The organism is Streptomyces sp. CA-181903, from assembly GCF_050937075.1.
Classification (GTDB): domain Bacteria; phylum Actinomycetota; class Actinomycetes; order Streptomycetales; family Streptomycetaceae; genus Streptomyces.
The window spans coordinates 1-12,196 of sequence record NZ_JBNJLY010000001.1 but is presented as its reverse complement, the minus strand read 5'-3'; the positions used below and the strand labels follow the sequence as shown (position 1 = coordinate 12,196).

The following is a 12,196-nucleotide window of genomic DNA, read 5'->3' as shown; positions in this document are numbered from 1 at the left end:
GGCAGGGTAAGTCGATTAAAGTGGTTGGGGTAGGGGTGCCAGGCCTGTCTCGCAGAGGTGTGCATCTCCTGGTGAGTGGCGTGGTCTGCCGGCCCGCGACGAGTAGGCTGATCGTTTGTCATCGGACCGGGGAGGCCGGCGTGGACTATGGCGACAAGCTCTTCTGGCTCTCGGTTGTGATTCAACGCAAGTACGCGCAGATCTGCGCCGAATTCGACCTGACCCCCTCGCAGGCCACGCTGCTCTGCGCAGTCAGGAACGAGCCGCGGCAGATGGCTTACCTGGCCGCGTCGTTGGGCATGACCAAGAACGCATTGAGCCAGCTGGTCGATCGCACCGCGCGGCGCGAGTTGGTCGGCCGGGAAAGCTCGGCGCAGGACCGACGGGTCGTCATGCTCAGTGCGACCCCCACGGGGAAGGTGCTCGCCGAGGCCGTTTACGCCGAGGTCGCCAAGCGCCTGCCCGAGATCGCGGGGAACCTCGACGCCGACGACCAGCGCCACTTCGAGCGCGTGGCCACCGCCATCGTGGACACCTCGGACCTCTCTTCGCCCACCTCGAACCAACCCGTCACACCGTGAGGTCCCGCTACACCCACACCTTGACGATGTTCACGCCATGAACTAATTTCGTTCATGGCGTGAACTAGTGAAGGGTGGCAGCGATGAACACACAGACGACCGGCACGATCGCGGTTTTCGGCGCGACGGGGCAGCAGGGCGGGGCGGTGGTCGACGCGTTGCTGGACCACAAGGCGCGGGTGCGGGCTTTGGTCCGCGACCCGCAGTCCGACCGGGCTCAGGCGCTGGCCGCCCGCGGCGTCGAGCTGGCAGCCATCCGGGCCGACGACCCGGCGTCGCTGGCCGCCGCACTGGCGACGGTCGAGGGGTTCTACTTCATGACCCCGGAGGCGAACAGCCTCGAGGAGGTCGAGGCGGAGATCCGCATCGGTACTGCGCTCGTCGACGCGGCGGTCGAGGCGGGCGTCCCGCACGTCGTGTTCAACTCGGTCTTCGGAACGGACCGGGAGTCGGGTGTGCCGCACCACGACTCGAAGCACTCGATCGAGGAGCACCTGAGGAAGTCCGGCCTCAGGGCCTCGATAGTTCGCGCGACCGCCTTCATGGAGAACTTCACGAGCGTGATGGCACCGAGCCTGGAACGTGGGGAGATCGTGCTGAGGATGCCGCTGCCGGAGGACGTCGCCCTGAAGATGATCTCGGTCAGGGACATCGGCCGGGTCGCCGCCGCGCTCCTGCTCGACACCGCGGAGGCGCCCGGCGGAGCCGTCGAGCTCATCGGCGACGAGCTGACGGGCCCCCAGATCGCCGCGGCGTTCGGCACGCGCGCCGGGCTCCCGGCACGGTACGAGGCCCTCCCGTTGAGCGTGCTTCCCAACGACCTCGACAAGGCGATGTTCCGTGAGTTCGCGAAGGCGGCGGAATACCCTTCGAGCCCCGCGGCGGTGCGCTCGATCGAGCCGGCCCCCCTGGACCTGGCCGAGTGGATCCGAGCTACCGGCTGGACCGCGCCCACAAACGTCGCTGTTTCCTGAGCCTCCGGCCGCGATGAACGCCCCGCGATCGTGCCCACGGTCCCGGCGACCTGGGCACGGCAACGCATCCGCCAACGGTTGAAGTAGTCACGAAGCTCCCGGGGCGTGCCCGAGGCCGACACCGGCACACTGGTTGTCGAGAGGCCGCCGGTCGACGGCGAGGTAAAGGTCCACGCCCGGGAGGCCCCGGGCCGTCAACCCAAAGAGCTCACCGACTATGCCCGCGAGGCCGCCGCGCCGGCGTCTGGACCCGTAGAGCGGATGGTCGTAACAGGCTTGACCGTGTCGGCCATCCGCAACGGTGCTCGGCGCGTCTCCGACCGCCGCTGAGGCCTTGTTTCCGTCTGACCAGAGGCGGATCGACTTCATTGACATATGGTCGGCTACCTCATGGCTCACCGAATCTGATCCACCGCGGTTCAGTGCCGCTCAGCATGGGTCAGATTCGGTGAGAGCTCATACCGTGGCGCCGACGCGCGAGATGGACGGTGATGTCGGCGGTCATCTCGACTCTGTCCGGTAGTACCTGCATGATCTGGCTGCATACATGCTCTCGCTCCGCGGTCGGCAAGACGAGATAAGCCGAGATGGTGGAGAGATGACTGACGTAGTCGCGAGCGCTCATCGTCACTCGCCGTTCGATCACGGACTGCTGAACGCCGGTGAACCACTCGGACTGTTGCAGCTCCGTACCCGGCCACTGCATCTCATGATCCGGTGGCGTCCCGTCAGGCGACGGAATTTCGTCACTCTCCAAAAAAGGTGCTCGCGCCGCGCGGACAGCTTCCTCCACAGCCGGGTCAGCCAGTTGAAATGGCCCGCCGCATGAGACGAATACGCCACCCGGTTCCAGCAGTGCGGCCACGCGCGACCACCGACCCTCCGGGTTCGTCCAATGCAGCGCTGCTGCCGCATAGACCAGTCCATACCGTTCGCCCGATCGCAAGTCCTCGAACGCGGCTTGCACCGATCTGACGCTCTTCGGCACGTGCTCGCGCAGTTCGGCGAGCATGGCCCCGTCAGGATCAGTGGCGGTGACCACGACCCCTCGTCGAGCGAACAGGCGGGTTGCCTTGCCTGTCCCGGCACCGATCTCGAGGGCGGTCCGAACCGGGTGGCCCGCATAGGCCATCACCATGTCGAACAGCTCCACGGGATACCCTGGCCGGAACCGTTCGTATGCTGCCGCCACCACTCCGAAACTCAGGGCGCGACCAGACATGCCCAGCATCCTGACACGAGCGGCCCCTGCGGTGCTTGATCGTTTCTGAGATGGGGCGGCGCAGACGCGAGCTGTCGTCTCATGAGACACACCGAGTCTGGAGGAGGACGGGTACAGGTGCTTCGTCTTCACCCCGAGCCAGACCGGCGGCGCCGTGCTGCTGCAGTCGCGGCGCGGTTGCACTCATCCAGGCCCGCTTCCCCGACCTGGCCGCCGCGGCCCGCCAACTACCCCAAGCCCTCGTCGCGGACGGGGAGCTGGTGGTGTGGGACATGGGAGCGCTGTCGTTCGAGGCGCTGCAGCGCCGCGCGTCCGCCGGCCGACGCGATGTCCCTCGACTCGCCGAATCCATGCCCGCGCACTTCATCGCCTTCGACGTCCCCCAGCTCGACGGCCGAGAACTGTTCAGCCGCCCTTGCCGCGAGCGCCGCGCCCTGCTGGAGGCGCTGTTCACCGAGCACTCCCTGGCCCCGCCGTGGGCGCTGTGTCCGGTGAGCGGCGATGTCGAGGAGGCGCATCCGTGGATGAGCACCTGGACCCAAGTCCCGGGCGTCGAAGGGGTCGTAGCCAAGGGTCTCGAACAGAGGTATGAGCAGGGTCGTCGCGGCTGGTGAAGGTCCGGCGGCGCCACACCACCAAGGCGATCACCGGCGGCGTCACCGGCACCCTCCACCATCCGCAGATGCTGCTCCTGGGCCGCCACGACGACACCGGCCGGCTGCGCTCGGTAGGCCGGACGACCCCCGGTCAAGCCGGAAGCCGCCCGGCAGGTGGCCGGACGCCTACGCCCCGCCGACCCGGGCCATTCCTGGGGGAGGACCCGGTTTTCGGCGGCCTGGGGAGTGGCGAGGCTCTCGACGTCGGGCGGCCCGTTCCCTGCGCTCACCCCCGATATTGGCCCGGGCATGACGACTGCTGACGTCTCTGCGCTCCTGGCGCAGAACGAGGCCCACACGTGGGTGCCCACCCAGGCCGAGCGCGCGTTCGCCGAAGACCTTGCTCACGCCCGGAACTCGGCGGTCTGACTGGAGTCCGGCCTGCGAGGAGTGCCACCCGGTCGCCTGGCGGATGTCCTCGTTCCGGCAGCCGTCGTGCTTGCCGTGCGCAGACCCCTGGACGCTGTCGCCCCCTGTCCCGGCTGGGATGGCCGGGACAGGCAGTCGGGACTATGAGGGGAGTTTGTCCTTGACCTGCTGGGCCTTGTCGATCAGGTCCTGGGAGATCTTCCAGGTCCTGGGAGATCTTCCCGCCCACACCGACTCCCAGGACTCCCTTGCAGAGTTCGGCGACGGGGCCCTTGGGCGTGAGCAGTTCGTTCACGTCGACGAGCCCACCACTGTCACTCATTTCTGCCTCCGATGGGGTCTTGCCGCACCGCGGTTCGGCGCAGCCGATACAGCTCTGGTGACCAGCACAGCCAAGGACACGCTCACCGCATCGCGTAACTCACACGAAGGGATGAAGTGCTGAAGAGCGCATCGGCCGAATACCGTAGCTGCCCCGTGCCTCGGTGCCTGGTCAGAGCCGGCCGCGGACGGGTCTTCACCATCGAGGTGGACCCGACCGTCGCCGACACCGCGCGCCGCGCCCTGTTCCGAGCCGGCGTCGACGTCACGGTGATCCACGGCGGCGGCCTCGCCGGGCACCCGGCGGCAGCACCGTACGACCGGATCACCGCGACGTGCGGACTGCGCACCATCCCGTACGCCTTGATGGAGCAGATGCGACCGGGAGGCGTGCTCCTCATCCCTGGGGGCATCCACTTCACCCCGACGGAGGCCACCGCACGCCTCGTCGTCGCCGAAGACGGAACGTCGGCACAGGGCCCCTTCACACAGCGGGTGACGTTCATGCGCGCCCGAGCCCAGCGACTCACCGTCGACGCGTACGACGCGTACGTGACCGCCGAGGCGAAAGCGGGCGCCGACGAATCCCACACCACCTTGGCGCACGACGACGTGCTCGGTGCGGCGGCCTGGGATGACAATTAGTTCGCTCTCGATCTGCGCGTACCCGATGTCGTCCACACCAGAGGGCCGGAGGAAGGCGGCGCCCGCCCAGTGTGGCTCCTCAGCCTCAACGACCGCTCGTGGGCCTGTGTCCTGTTCCGCGATGACCGGACCCGGTTCACCGTCTACCAGTACGGTCGACGCCGGCTGTGGGCTGAGATCGAGGCCGCGCACGCCTGGTGGGCGGAGCAGGGACGGCCCGGCTTTCGCAGGTTCGGGCTGATGGTCGACAAGACAGGACAACACGTGTGGCTGGACGATGCGCACAACGTAATCCGCACGGTTCCTCCGGACGTGAGGGTTCAGTCCTAAAGGTCCTCGCCGAAGGCGACGCCCAGGTCCCCTGCGAGGGCCTGCGCGAGCTGGTGGAGCTGCGGCCGGTCGACGACCACCCGTCGAAGGTTGGCCACCCCGCGCACGGCCGAGAGGTGGTTGCCGCGCAGGTCGCAGCCGGCGTACCGGCCACTGTCGAACGCGGTGAAGTTCATCGTGCAGGCGTCGAAGGTCGCCGCCGTCAGGTCGACCGACGTGAACCCCGTCTCGCGCAACTCGCAGACACATCAGTCTGCTCTGACCCGGTAATCCACGCTCGGACGTTGGTCTGTGCACCTGTGTCCGAACCGCTCATCTGGATCTTTGGGCGGGGGCTCCCCTGTGAGCAGGGGCTGGAAAGCGCCGTCTCTTCCCGTGCGTCATTGCCGTGCCGGCGGGCGTCACGCTTGTATACCCCGGACCGGTTACGGGATGGAAGGGGATGTCGTGTACGGATTGGGAGTACGTGGCGCAAGACCGAAGACACCCAACGTGGGTGAGGCGCGCCTCCCGCGGAGGGCGAGCCGGATGGGAACGACAAGACGTCGGAGCGGCGCGGCGGGCGCGGCGGCGATGCTGGGCCTCGCCGCCCTGATGGTTTCGGCGGTGCCTGCGGTCGCGAGGCCGGCCGGGGTGGACGAGATGGTCACCGCGCAGCGCAGCGCCGCCCCGGCACTGGTCGAGAGCGTTCGAAAGCCGGCGTCGGCCAAGGACTTCGACGTCTTACTGGACCGGGTTGATGCCAACGACAGATTCGGTGCCGGTGGCGGCTGGTGGGCCGCGTCCAAAGCGGACGAGGGCACCGGGCAGTCGGCCGTGTGGGCCGGCCGGGCCGACGGTACCGGCACTCCCCAGCGGATCAGCCCGGATGACGGTCGCTCGCACGTGAGCCCGGTCACCGACGGCAAGACCGTGGTGTGGCTGACGCACGACAGGCGGACCACGGCCATCCTGGCCAGGTCGATCGACGGCGGACCGGTCACCACCCTGTGGTGGGGCCGCCGGGCGGTGGTCAAACTCGCGGTGGATGGCGACCTGGTCGTCTTCGAACCCGGCTCCACCCCGGCGGACGCACCCCGCGCTACATACGGCTGAGCGACGAGAGCCACACCAGTCACCGCGTCCTGCCGGAGGACGGCGGCAAGCAGGGCTTCAACCCCTCGGTGAAGAACGGGCGGATCGCCTACACCATGTACTACCGAACCGAGCCCGAGGCCCCCCTGACCTACGGCACCGAGGTCTTCGACACCACCACGGGCACATTCACCATGATGGGACAGCTCAGCCGCCCCACGAGCTACCGGTCCACCGCGATCACCAGCCGACACGTCTACTGGCTCGTGCAGGAGGACCGCGACAGAGGGGAGACCGCGGTTCGCCGCGCGGACCTGGACGGCACGAACGTGGTGGACCTCAGCCCCGGAACGGGCCCCGATGCGCTGCAGGCCGACAACCTGGCGGCCTCCGACGAGGCGCTGAACGTCTCCGCCCAGGGCAAGCTATGGCAGTTCTCGCTTGACGGCACCAAACAGCGGGTCTCCTGCGATCCCGGCGAACAGACCGGGGTCGCCAGCCCCGGCGGCCGGCAGGTGATCTGGGTCGAGAACACCACCGGGACCCCGCAACTGGTCACGCGCACACACCCGGTGGGCCTCTGCCAGTGAGCCCAGCAGCTTCGCGATGGCGGTACCCAGTCCCTGAAAGGGCCTTTCAGTGGGTGTTCCGCGAGTGTTCGGCTGTTCTCGTAGCTGTTGACGGACGGTTGTCCGGTTCGGGGCCTTGCGGTTCGCTGTCGCTGCGGTGTGCTGGTGGACGTGGGTGAGCGTCCTGCGTACCCGAGCGATCTGTCGGATGGCCTGGGAGTTGATCCGGCCGGTCATCGCTGCCTGGAAGGCTCGTCACCCCTCGGTCAGTGGGCATGAGGGCCAGTACGCGATGCGGGAGATCGTCAACGCGATCCTCTACCAGGCCCGCACCGGCTGCCAGTGGCGATACCTTCCCCACGACCTGCCGCCGAAGAGCGCGGTGTACTACTACTTCGGCAAGTGGCGCGACGACGGTACCGCCGAGACCATCCATGACCTGCTGCGCTGGCAGGTCCGCGAGAGCCGCAGGCGCCATGAGGACCCGACCGCGGTCGTGATGGACTCCCAGACCGTGCGCGCATCCGTCAACGCACCGAAGGAGACGACGGGGCTGGATCCGGGGAAGAAGAGCCCGGGACGCAAGAGAGGCATCGCCACCGATGTTCTCGGCCTGGTCATCGCGGCTGTCGTGGTCGCGGCCAACGTTCACGACAACGCGATCGGCGTCGTGCTGCTGGACAAGGTCGCCGCTTGCGCGCCGACTGTGACGAAGGCGTGGGTGGATGCCGGGTTCAAGAACCAGGTGACCGACCACGGTGCCGGTCTCGGTATCGATGTCGAGATCGTTCAACGCGAGCCCGGTGCACGAGGGTTCGTACCCGAGCCCAAGCGGTGGATCGTCGAGCAGACCTGGGGCACCCTCATGCTCCACCGGCGCCTGACACGCGACTACCAAGCACGGCCGGCCAGCTCGGTGGCAATGATCCACTGGTCCATGACCGACGTCATGCTCCGCCGCCTCACCCGCGCCTCCACCCCGACCTGGCGCGACCCGCCGACATGGCAGCCAGCATCCCCGACCAGCGGGAGCGTCGATGAGGGAACTCCTGGAGAAGATCGAGACCAGGCAGCGGCTCGTCCGCGAGACCGTCGAGCAACTGCGTGACCAGATTGCTCGGCTCACCGAACAACTCACCGCGGCCGAGAGGACGTTGAACCGTCTGGAGACCACCTGGGAGACCATCCTGAAACTGACCGCCGAGAACGGCACCCCAGCACCCGAGCCGCTGCCCGCCGGCTACCGCGAGATCCTGGCACTCTTCGAGCAGGCCGGGGAAGGACTCCGTGCCAGGGACGTCTCCCGGGCACTTGACCTCGGCCCCGAGCCACGGCACACCGAGAACACCCGGGCCAAGCTGAAACGCCTGGTGAACCGTGACATCCTCATCGAACCCGAGCCCGGCCTGTTCACCCTTGCCAAGGCGGCGCCAGGCGCCCCAGAAGCCAACTCAAACTGAAATTCGGCGAACGCTCGCAAAACGCCCACTCAGATCCAGGTGGGCACGTACCCCTCGGTGTAACGGGCGCCGAAGCCGCCGTGGGGGAGGACCTCGTCGATGGCCTTGAGGTCGGTGTCGGTGAGGGTGAGGTCGGCGGCGCCGACGTTTTCCCGGATGCGCTTCGGGCTGCGGGTGCCGGGGATGGGCACGATGTGCTCGCCCCGGGTCAGGAGCCAAGCCAGGGCCAGCTGGGAGGCGGTGGCACCCTTGGCCGCCGCGAGCTCGGCGAGCCGGTCGACGGCTTCGACGTTCTTCTCGAAGTCGCCCGGCTGCCAGCGCGGGTCGACGTTGCGTATGTCGTTGCCTTCGTACCGGCCGGCGGGCTTGGCGGTGCCGGTGATGAACCCGCGGCCGAGGGGCGAGTAGGCGACGAAGCCGATGCCGAGTTCGTCCAAGACCGGGAAGAGCTGCTCGACGTCCCGTTCGAACAGGGAGTACTCGGTCTGCAGGACGGAGACCGGCTGCACGGAGTGCGCCCTGCGGATCGTCTCGGGCCCGGCCTCGCTGAGACCGAAGTACTTCACCCAGCCCGCGTCGATCAGTTCTTTAACGGTGCCTGCGACCTCCTCGATGGGCACCTTGGGGTCGACGCGGTGCTGATAGAAGACGTCGATGTGGTCCACGCCGAGGTAGCGCAGGCTGTTGTCGGCGACCTTGCGGATGTTGTCGGGCCGGCTGTTGAGAGGGCCGCCGATCTGCTCGGGCGGTACCGACATGTCGACGCCGAACTTGGTGGCCAGGACCACGTCGTCGCGGAAGTGCCTGACTGCCTTTCCGACGAGGATCTCGTTGGATCCGGTGCCCCAGCCGTACATCTCGGCGGTGTCGAAGAAGGTGACGCCCAGGTCGTGCGCGCGGCGGAGGGCGGCGACGCCGGCCTCCTCGTCGGTGGGTCCGTAGGCCATCGTCAGGCCCATCGCGCCGTAGCCGATCGCCGAGACCTCAAGGCCCTGGCCTCCGAGTGTCCGGTGCTGCATGACTCACTCCTCGGAAAGACACCAGAAGGCATTTTCTGGCGGACCGTTGTGTCAGTGCGCTGCGGCGGTCAGTCCGGCGCGGTGGATGCGGGTGTGCTCGGCGACGCGCCGGCCGAGGTGGCGGGCGGTGTTGAGGTCTGCGTCGTGGACGGCGGGGGTGTCGTTGAAGCTCTGTGCGCCGGCGCCGAGGTAGAAGCCGAGGCGGTTGTCGTCCTGAGGGCCGGATGTGGTGGTGTTCCAGCCCGGCAGGAGGTTCAGGCTCACCCAGAGCATTCCGTGCTGGGCCGCCAGGAGCGCCAGGTACTGCAGGGTGTGCAGTTTGTCGCCGCTCATGGAGCCGGAGTTGGTGAATCCCGCCGCGAGCTTGTCGCTCCAGGCGCGGGTCATCCACCGCTTGCTGGTGGCCTCGGCGAAAACGTGGAACGCCCCCGACGCGGTGCCCATGTAGGTGGGGGTACCGAAGATGATGGCGTCCGCGGCGTCCATCAGTTCCCAGTCGGCGTCGCTGAGGGAGGCGACGTCCACACGGTGGACGTGCGTCCCGGCGATGGAGCGCACGCCGTCGGCGACGGCAGTGGCGATCTGCGCGGTGTGGCCGTAGCCGGAATGCGACGCGATGACGATCGAGATGTCGGACACGGGTGTTCCTATCCTGCCGCGAGGCGGCGTGTTCGGTGGTGTGCCGGCAGACGATGAGCTGCCCGGTGCGGCGGTCGGCCGCACTGCTCCACGAGTGGGGGCCGACGTCCCGGGCCGGGGTGCGGGGCATGCCCAGGTGTCGCGGGCCGGCGCCGACCACCATCAGCGTGGATCGTCGTTCCGCTCCAAACAGTAGCACCGATAAGACGGCGATACGCAAAATGCGATATCGTTGTTCCATGAACGAGGGACGACGCGCCGCGCGACGCCAGGTACTGCAGGTGGCCGCCAAGCTTTTGGAGGAGGGCGGCAGCGAAGCGGTCTCCACGCGCGCGGTCGCCGCAGCCGCGGGCATCACGGCCCCCGCGCTCTACCGGATGTTCGACGACAAGGACGGACTCCTGGCCGAGCTGGCCGCCTACGGATTCGAGATCTATCTGGCCGAGAAACGGGAGGCACTGGCGCTGACCCCGGACGACCCGGTGGCCGACCTCTACCGCGGCTGGGACCTGCACGTCGACTTCGGACTGCGGCACCCCGCGTTTTACGTGCTCATGTATGGCACTGCGCGGCCCGGGCGGCGGCCCCCCGCCGCGGACGAGGCGCACGCCCTGCTGGTGAGACTGCTGGGCCGGGCGGCCGAGGCCGGGCGCCTTCGGGTTCCGGTGGAGCAGGCGACCCGCGTCATCCATGCGGCGACGACGGGTGCCACGCTGGCGCTGATCGGCGAAGAGCCCTCGCAGCGGGACCTGACCACTTCGGCACGGCTGCGGGACACCGTTATGGCCTCGGTCACCACGGACTCGCCCGCCTCATCCGGGTCCGACCTGGCCTCGCACGCACTCGCCCTCGATGCCGCACTTGAAACCGCGCTCAGCACCGGGGTACCTCTGCGAGACACGGAGACGGCCCTGCTGCGCGAATGGCTACAGCAGTTGGCAGGCTGAAGGGGCCCCCTACTCCGCGGGTGTCCCTTTTCATCCGATCTTGCCGCCGGTCGACTGCCTGAGCTGCAAAGAGACAAAGTCGAGTGGGACGCCGACGAGGCATCGGCCTGCACGTGATCGAGCAGGGCATCGACACCGCCACCATGGAGGGCCGCGCGATGTTCGGGATGCTGTCCGTACTCGCCGAGCTCCAGCGCGAACTGATCGTGGCGAACACCAACGACGGGCTCGCCTCCGCACGGGCCCGCGGCCGGGTCGGCGGACGCCGGCCGAAGCTCACCGAGGACCAGGCCGCGCTCGCACAACGGCTCTACGACGAGCGGGAGAAGGCCGTCCAGCAGATCGCCGACATGTTCGGCGTGCCCCGGTCGACGGTGTACGGGTACCTCGACAAGGCCAAGACCGTGCCCCGCCAACCCAAGAAGACCGCGGTCACGAAGCCAGGAGTTCGCTCTCGCGCAGCACCGCGGCGGTGACCATGTCCGCCTCCAGTAAGGAGCCGCACCAGATGCTCAGGTGGGAGCAGAAGGGGTCGTCGGACAGTGGCGGGCGGTGGCGGTAGGGGGCGAAGACGGTGGGGGTGCGGTCGTAGACGGCGGCGGCGAGCTGGTCGTCGTCGAGGATGCCGTGGCCGTCGGGGAGGTCGGCCAGGACGCGCAGCACGGCGTGGTGGACCTCGGGGGCGCGGTAGACGTGGGCATCCCTGCTCAGAGTCGCCGCGCGCCAACCGGGGCGGTCGGGATCGGTGACCGGTGCCAGGGGCATCGCGCTCAGGCCCAGCAGGGCGCGCCCCAGGTCGACCAGGCGCGCGGCCGGCTCCGCCGCCTTCCAGGCGGCCGCCTGCTTCGTCGGCGTCCACCGGCCGTGGACGACGGCGATCAGGTCGAGCTCGGCGGCCAGGTGCAGCCACAGCCGCACCTCGCCCTCGGGGACGTGCAGCAGGCGGACCAGGCGGCGGACGGACTGGACACCGATCCCGCCGCTCTGCTTCAGCTCGGGCCACGACGGCTCGGCGAAGACCTCCAGGAGCCGGTCGACGCGCTGGAGCGCGGCGGCGGCCGCAGCCGCGGCCACCCCCGCCCGCCTCGTCTGGTCCACCGGCTGCGTCTTCGGCACCATCCTGGCCGGCTCCAGCGGCGCCGTCCTAGGCCGCTGGGCGTGGGCACCGTGGCGGCGGCCCAGCGGGGCCTGGAACAGCTCCGGTACGCCCGGGTGCAGCAGGAGCCGGGTGCCGTCCGACAGCGCGAGCGCCCGGTCGGCCAGCGCGTCGAGCACCTCCTCGAACCGCTCGGCCGTCACCGCCTCCCCGACGCCGAGCAGCCGCTCCAGAGCCTCCCGCGAGCACACCACCGGCGTGTGCCGGCTCGTCGAGGCCCCGGTCAGCGCGACG

Annotated in this window: 14 protein-coding genes and 1 pseudogene; 10 read left to right on the top strand and 5 right to left on the bottom strand. The window is 68.8% G+C overall.

Features of this window, described 5'->3' with window-relative positions:
* The first annotated feature begins 140 nt into the window (after positions 1 to 140).
* Both ACQEVS_RS00075 and ACQEVS_RS00070 read left to right on the top strand, forming a co-directional pair.
* Positions 141 to 581 carry a MarR family winged helix-turn-helix transcriptional regulator gene (locus tag ACQEVS_RS00075; protein ID WP_433013266.1) on the top strand — a complete coding sequence of 147 codons (441 nt, stop codon included), beginning with the start codon at positions 141 to 143 and terminating at the stop codon, positions 579 to 581.
* 83 nt (positions 582 to 664) lie between these two features.
* The gene (locus ACQEVS_RS00070) at positions 665 to 1,555 is read left to right on the top strand and encodes an NmrA/HSCARG family protein (protein WP_433013263.1); all 891 of its coding nucleotides are present in this window, start codon (positions 665 to 667) and stop codon (positions 1,553 to 1,555) included.
* Between the two features lie 439 nt (positions 1,556 to 1,994).
* Here ACQEVS_RS00070 and ACQEVS_RS00065 read toward each other — a convergent pair whose 3' ends face one another.
* Entirely contained in the window at positions 1,995 to 2,708 is a 714-nt protein-coding gene (locus tag ACQEVS_RS00065; RefSeq protein ID WP_433013260.1) for a class I SAM-dependent methyltransferase, read from the bottom strand.
* A gap of 119 nt (positions 2,709 to 2,827) precedes the next feature.
* Between ACQEVS_RS00065 and ACQEVS_RS00060 the strand changes: the two genes are divergently transcribed.
* Together ACQEVS_RS00060 and ACQEVS_RS00055 are read left to right on the top strand one after the other, a co-directional pair.
* On the top strand, positions 2,828 to 3,391 hold the full coding sequence (locus ACQEVS_RS00060) for a hypothetical protein (RefSeq protein WP_433013257.1): 564 nt from the start codon (positions 2,828 to 2,830) through the stop codon (positions 3,389 to 3,391).
* A gap of 888 nt (positions 3,392 to 4,279) precedes the next feature.
* The gene (locus ACQEVS_RS00055; RefSeq protein WP_433013254.1) at positions 4,280 to 4,768 is read left to right on the top strand and encodes a hypothetical protein; all 489 of its coding nucleotides are present in this window, start codon (positions 4,280 to 4,282) and stop codon (positions 4,766 to 4,768) included.
* A gap of 326 nt (positions 4,769 to 5,094) precedes the next feature.
* Here the strand turns inward: ACQEVS_RS00055 and ACQEVS_RS00050 are convergent, their stop codons facing one another.
* Complete coding sequence (locus ACQEVS_RS00050) at positions 5,095 to 5,334, bottom strand: hypothetical protein (protein WP_433013251.1); 240 nt, start codon at positions 5,332 to 5,334, stop codon at positions 5,095 to 5,097.
* 292 nt (positions 5,335 to 5,626) lie between these two features.
* Between ACQEVS_RS00050 and ACQEVS_RS00045 the strand changes: the two genes are divergently transcribed.
* From ACQEVS_RS00045 to ACQEVS_RS00030, 4 genes and pseudogenes are all read left to right on the top strand, one after another.
* Positions 5,627 to 6,193, top strand: coding sequence for a hypothetical protein (locus ACQEVS_RS00045; RefSeq protein ID WP_433013248.1), 567 nt, complete (start codon positions 5,627 to 5,629; stop codon positions 6,191 to 6,193).
* Positions 6,194 to 6,288: 95 nt separating this feature from the next.
* Positions 6,289 to 6,762, top strand: coding sequence for a hypothetical protein (locus ACQEVS_RS00040; protein ID WP_433013245.1), 474 nt, complete (start codon positions 6,289 to 6,291; stop codon positions 6,760 to 6,762).
* Between the two features lie 150 nt (positions 6,763 to 6,912).
* A pseudogene (locus tag ACQEVS_RS00035) lies at positions 6,913 to 7,735 on the top strand (IS5 family transposase); the annotation flags it as partial.
* Between the two features lie 43 nt (positions 7,736 to 7,778).
* A complete protein-coding gene (locus tag ACQEVS_RS00030; RefSeq protein WP_433013242.1) occupies positions 7,779 to 8,201 on the top strand; it encodes a hypothetical protein in 423 nt (140 codons plus the stop codon).
* 29 nt (positions 8,202 to 8,230) lie between these two features.
* On the opposite strand, the gene ACQEVS_RS00025 is transcribed toward ACQEVS_RS00030, so the two are convergent.
* Together ACQEVS_RS00025 and ACQEVS_RS00020 are read right to left on the bottom strand one after the other, a co-directional pair.
* Positions 8,231 to 9,220: an aldo/keto reductase gene (locus ACQEVS_RS00025; RefSeq protein ID WP_433013239.1), complete on the bottom strand. Its 990-nt coding sequence runs from the start codon at positions 9,218 to 9,220 to the stop codon at positions 8,231 to 8,233.
* Between the two features lie 51 nt (positions 9,221 to 9,271).
* Complete coding sequence (locus ACQEVS_RS00020) at positions 9,272 to 9,859, bottom strand: flavodoxin family protein (RefSeq protein WP_433013236.1); 588 nt, start codon at positions 9,857 to 9,859, stop codon at positions 9,272 to 9,274.
* A 239-nt stretch (positions 9,860 to 10,098) separates the two neighbouring features.
* Between ACQEVS_RS00020 and ACQEVS_RS00015 the strand changes: the two genes are divergently transcribed.
* Both ACQEVS_RS00015 and ACQEVS_RS00010 read left to right on the top strand, forming a co-directional pair.
* Positions 10,099 to 10,806: a TetR/AcrR family transcriptional regulator gene (locus ACQEVS_RS00015; protein ID WP_433013233.1), complete on the top strand. Its 708-nt coding sequence runs from the start codon at positions 10,099 to 10,101 to the stop codon at positions 10,804 to 10,806.
* An 83-nt stretch (positions 10,807 to 10,889) separates the two neighbouring features.
* Complete coding sequence (locus tag ACQEVS_RS00010) at positions 10,890 to 11,282, top strand: recombinase family protein (protein ID WP_433013230.1); 393 nt, start codon at positions 10,890 to 10,892, stop codon at positions 11,280 to 11,282.
* Here ACQEVS_RS00010 and ACQEVS_RS00005 read toward each other — a convergent pair.
* Positions 11,239 to 12,196 (bottom strand): hypothetical protein (locus tag ACQEVS_RS00005; protein ID WP_433013227.1); only part of this gene is annotated, 958 nt, incomplete at its 5' end. The two genes, ACQEVS_RS00010 and ACQEVS_RS00005, sit on opposite strands and share 44 nt — an antisense overlap.

What these genes read in the sequence shown, in the direction of transcription:
- ACQEVS_RS00070 (WP_433013263.1), top strand. Translation starts at nt 665, where the DNA reads ATGAACACACAGACGACCGGCACGATCGCGGTTTTCGGCGCGACGGGG.
- ACQEVS_RS00060 (WP_433013257.1), top strand. Translation starts at nt 2,828, where the DNA reads ATGGGGCGGCGCAGACGCGAGCTGTCGTCTCATGAGACACACCGAGTC.
- ACQEVS_RS00045 (WP_433013248.1), top strand. Translation starts at nt 5,627, where the DNA reads ATGGGAACGACAAGACGTCGGAGCGGCGCGGCGGGCGCGGCGGCGATG.
- ACQEVS_RS00040 (WP_433013245.1), top strand. Translation starts at nt 6,289, where the DNA reads ATGTACTACCGAACCGAGCCCGAGGCCCCCCTGACCTACGGCACCGAG.
- ACQEVS_RS00030 (WP_433013242.1), top strand. Translation starts at nt 7,779, where the DNA reads ATGAGGGAACTCCTGGAGAAGATCGAGACCAGGCAGCGGCTCGTCCGC.
- ACQEVS_RS00025 (WP_433013239.1), bottom strand. Translation starts at nt 9,220, where the DNA reads ATGCAGCACCGGACACTCGGAGGCCAGGGCCTTGAGGTCTCGGCGATC.
- ACQEVS_RS00015 (WP_433013233.1), top strand. Translation starts at nt 10,099, where the DNA reads ATGAACGAGGGACGACGCGCCGCGCGACGCCAGGTACTGCAGGTGGCC.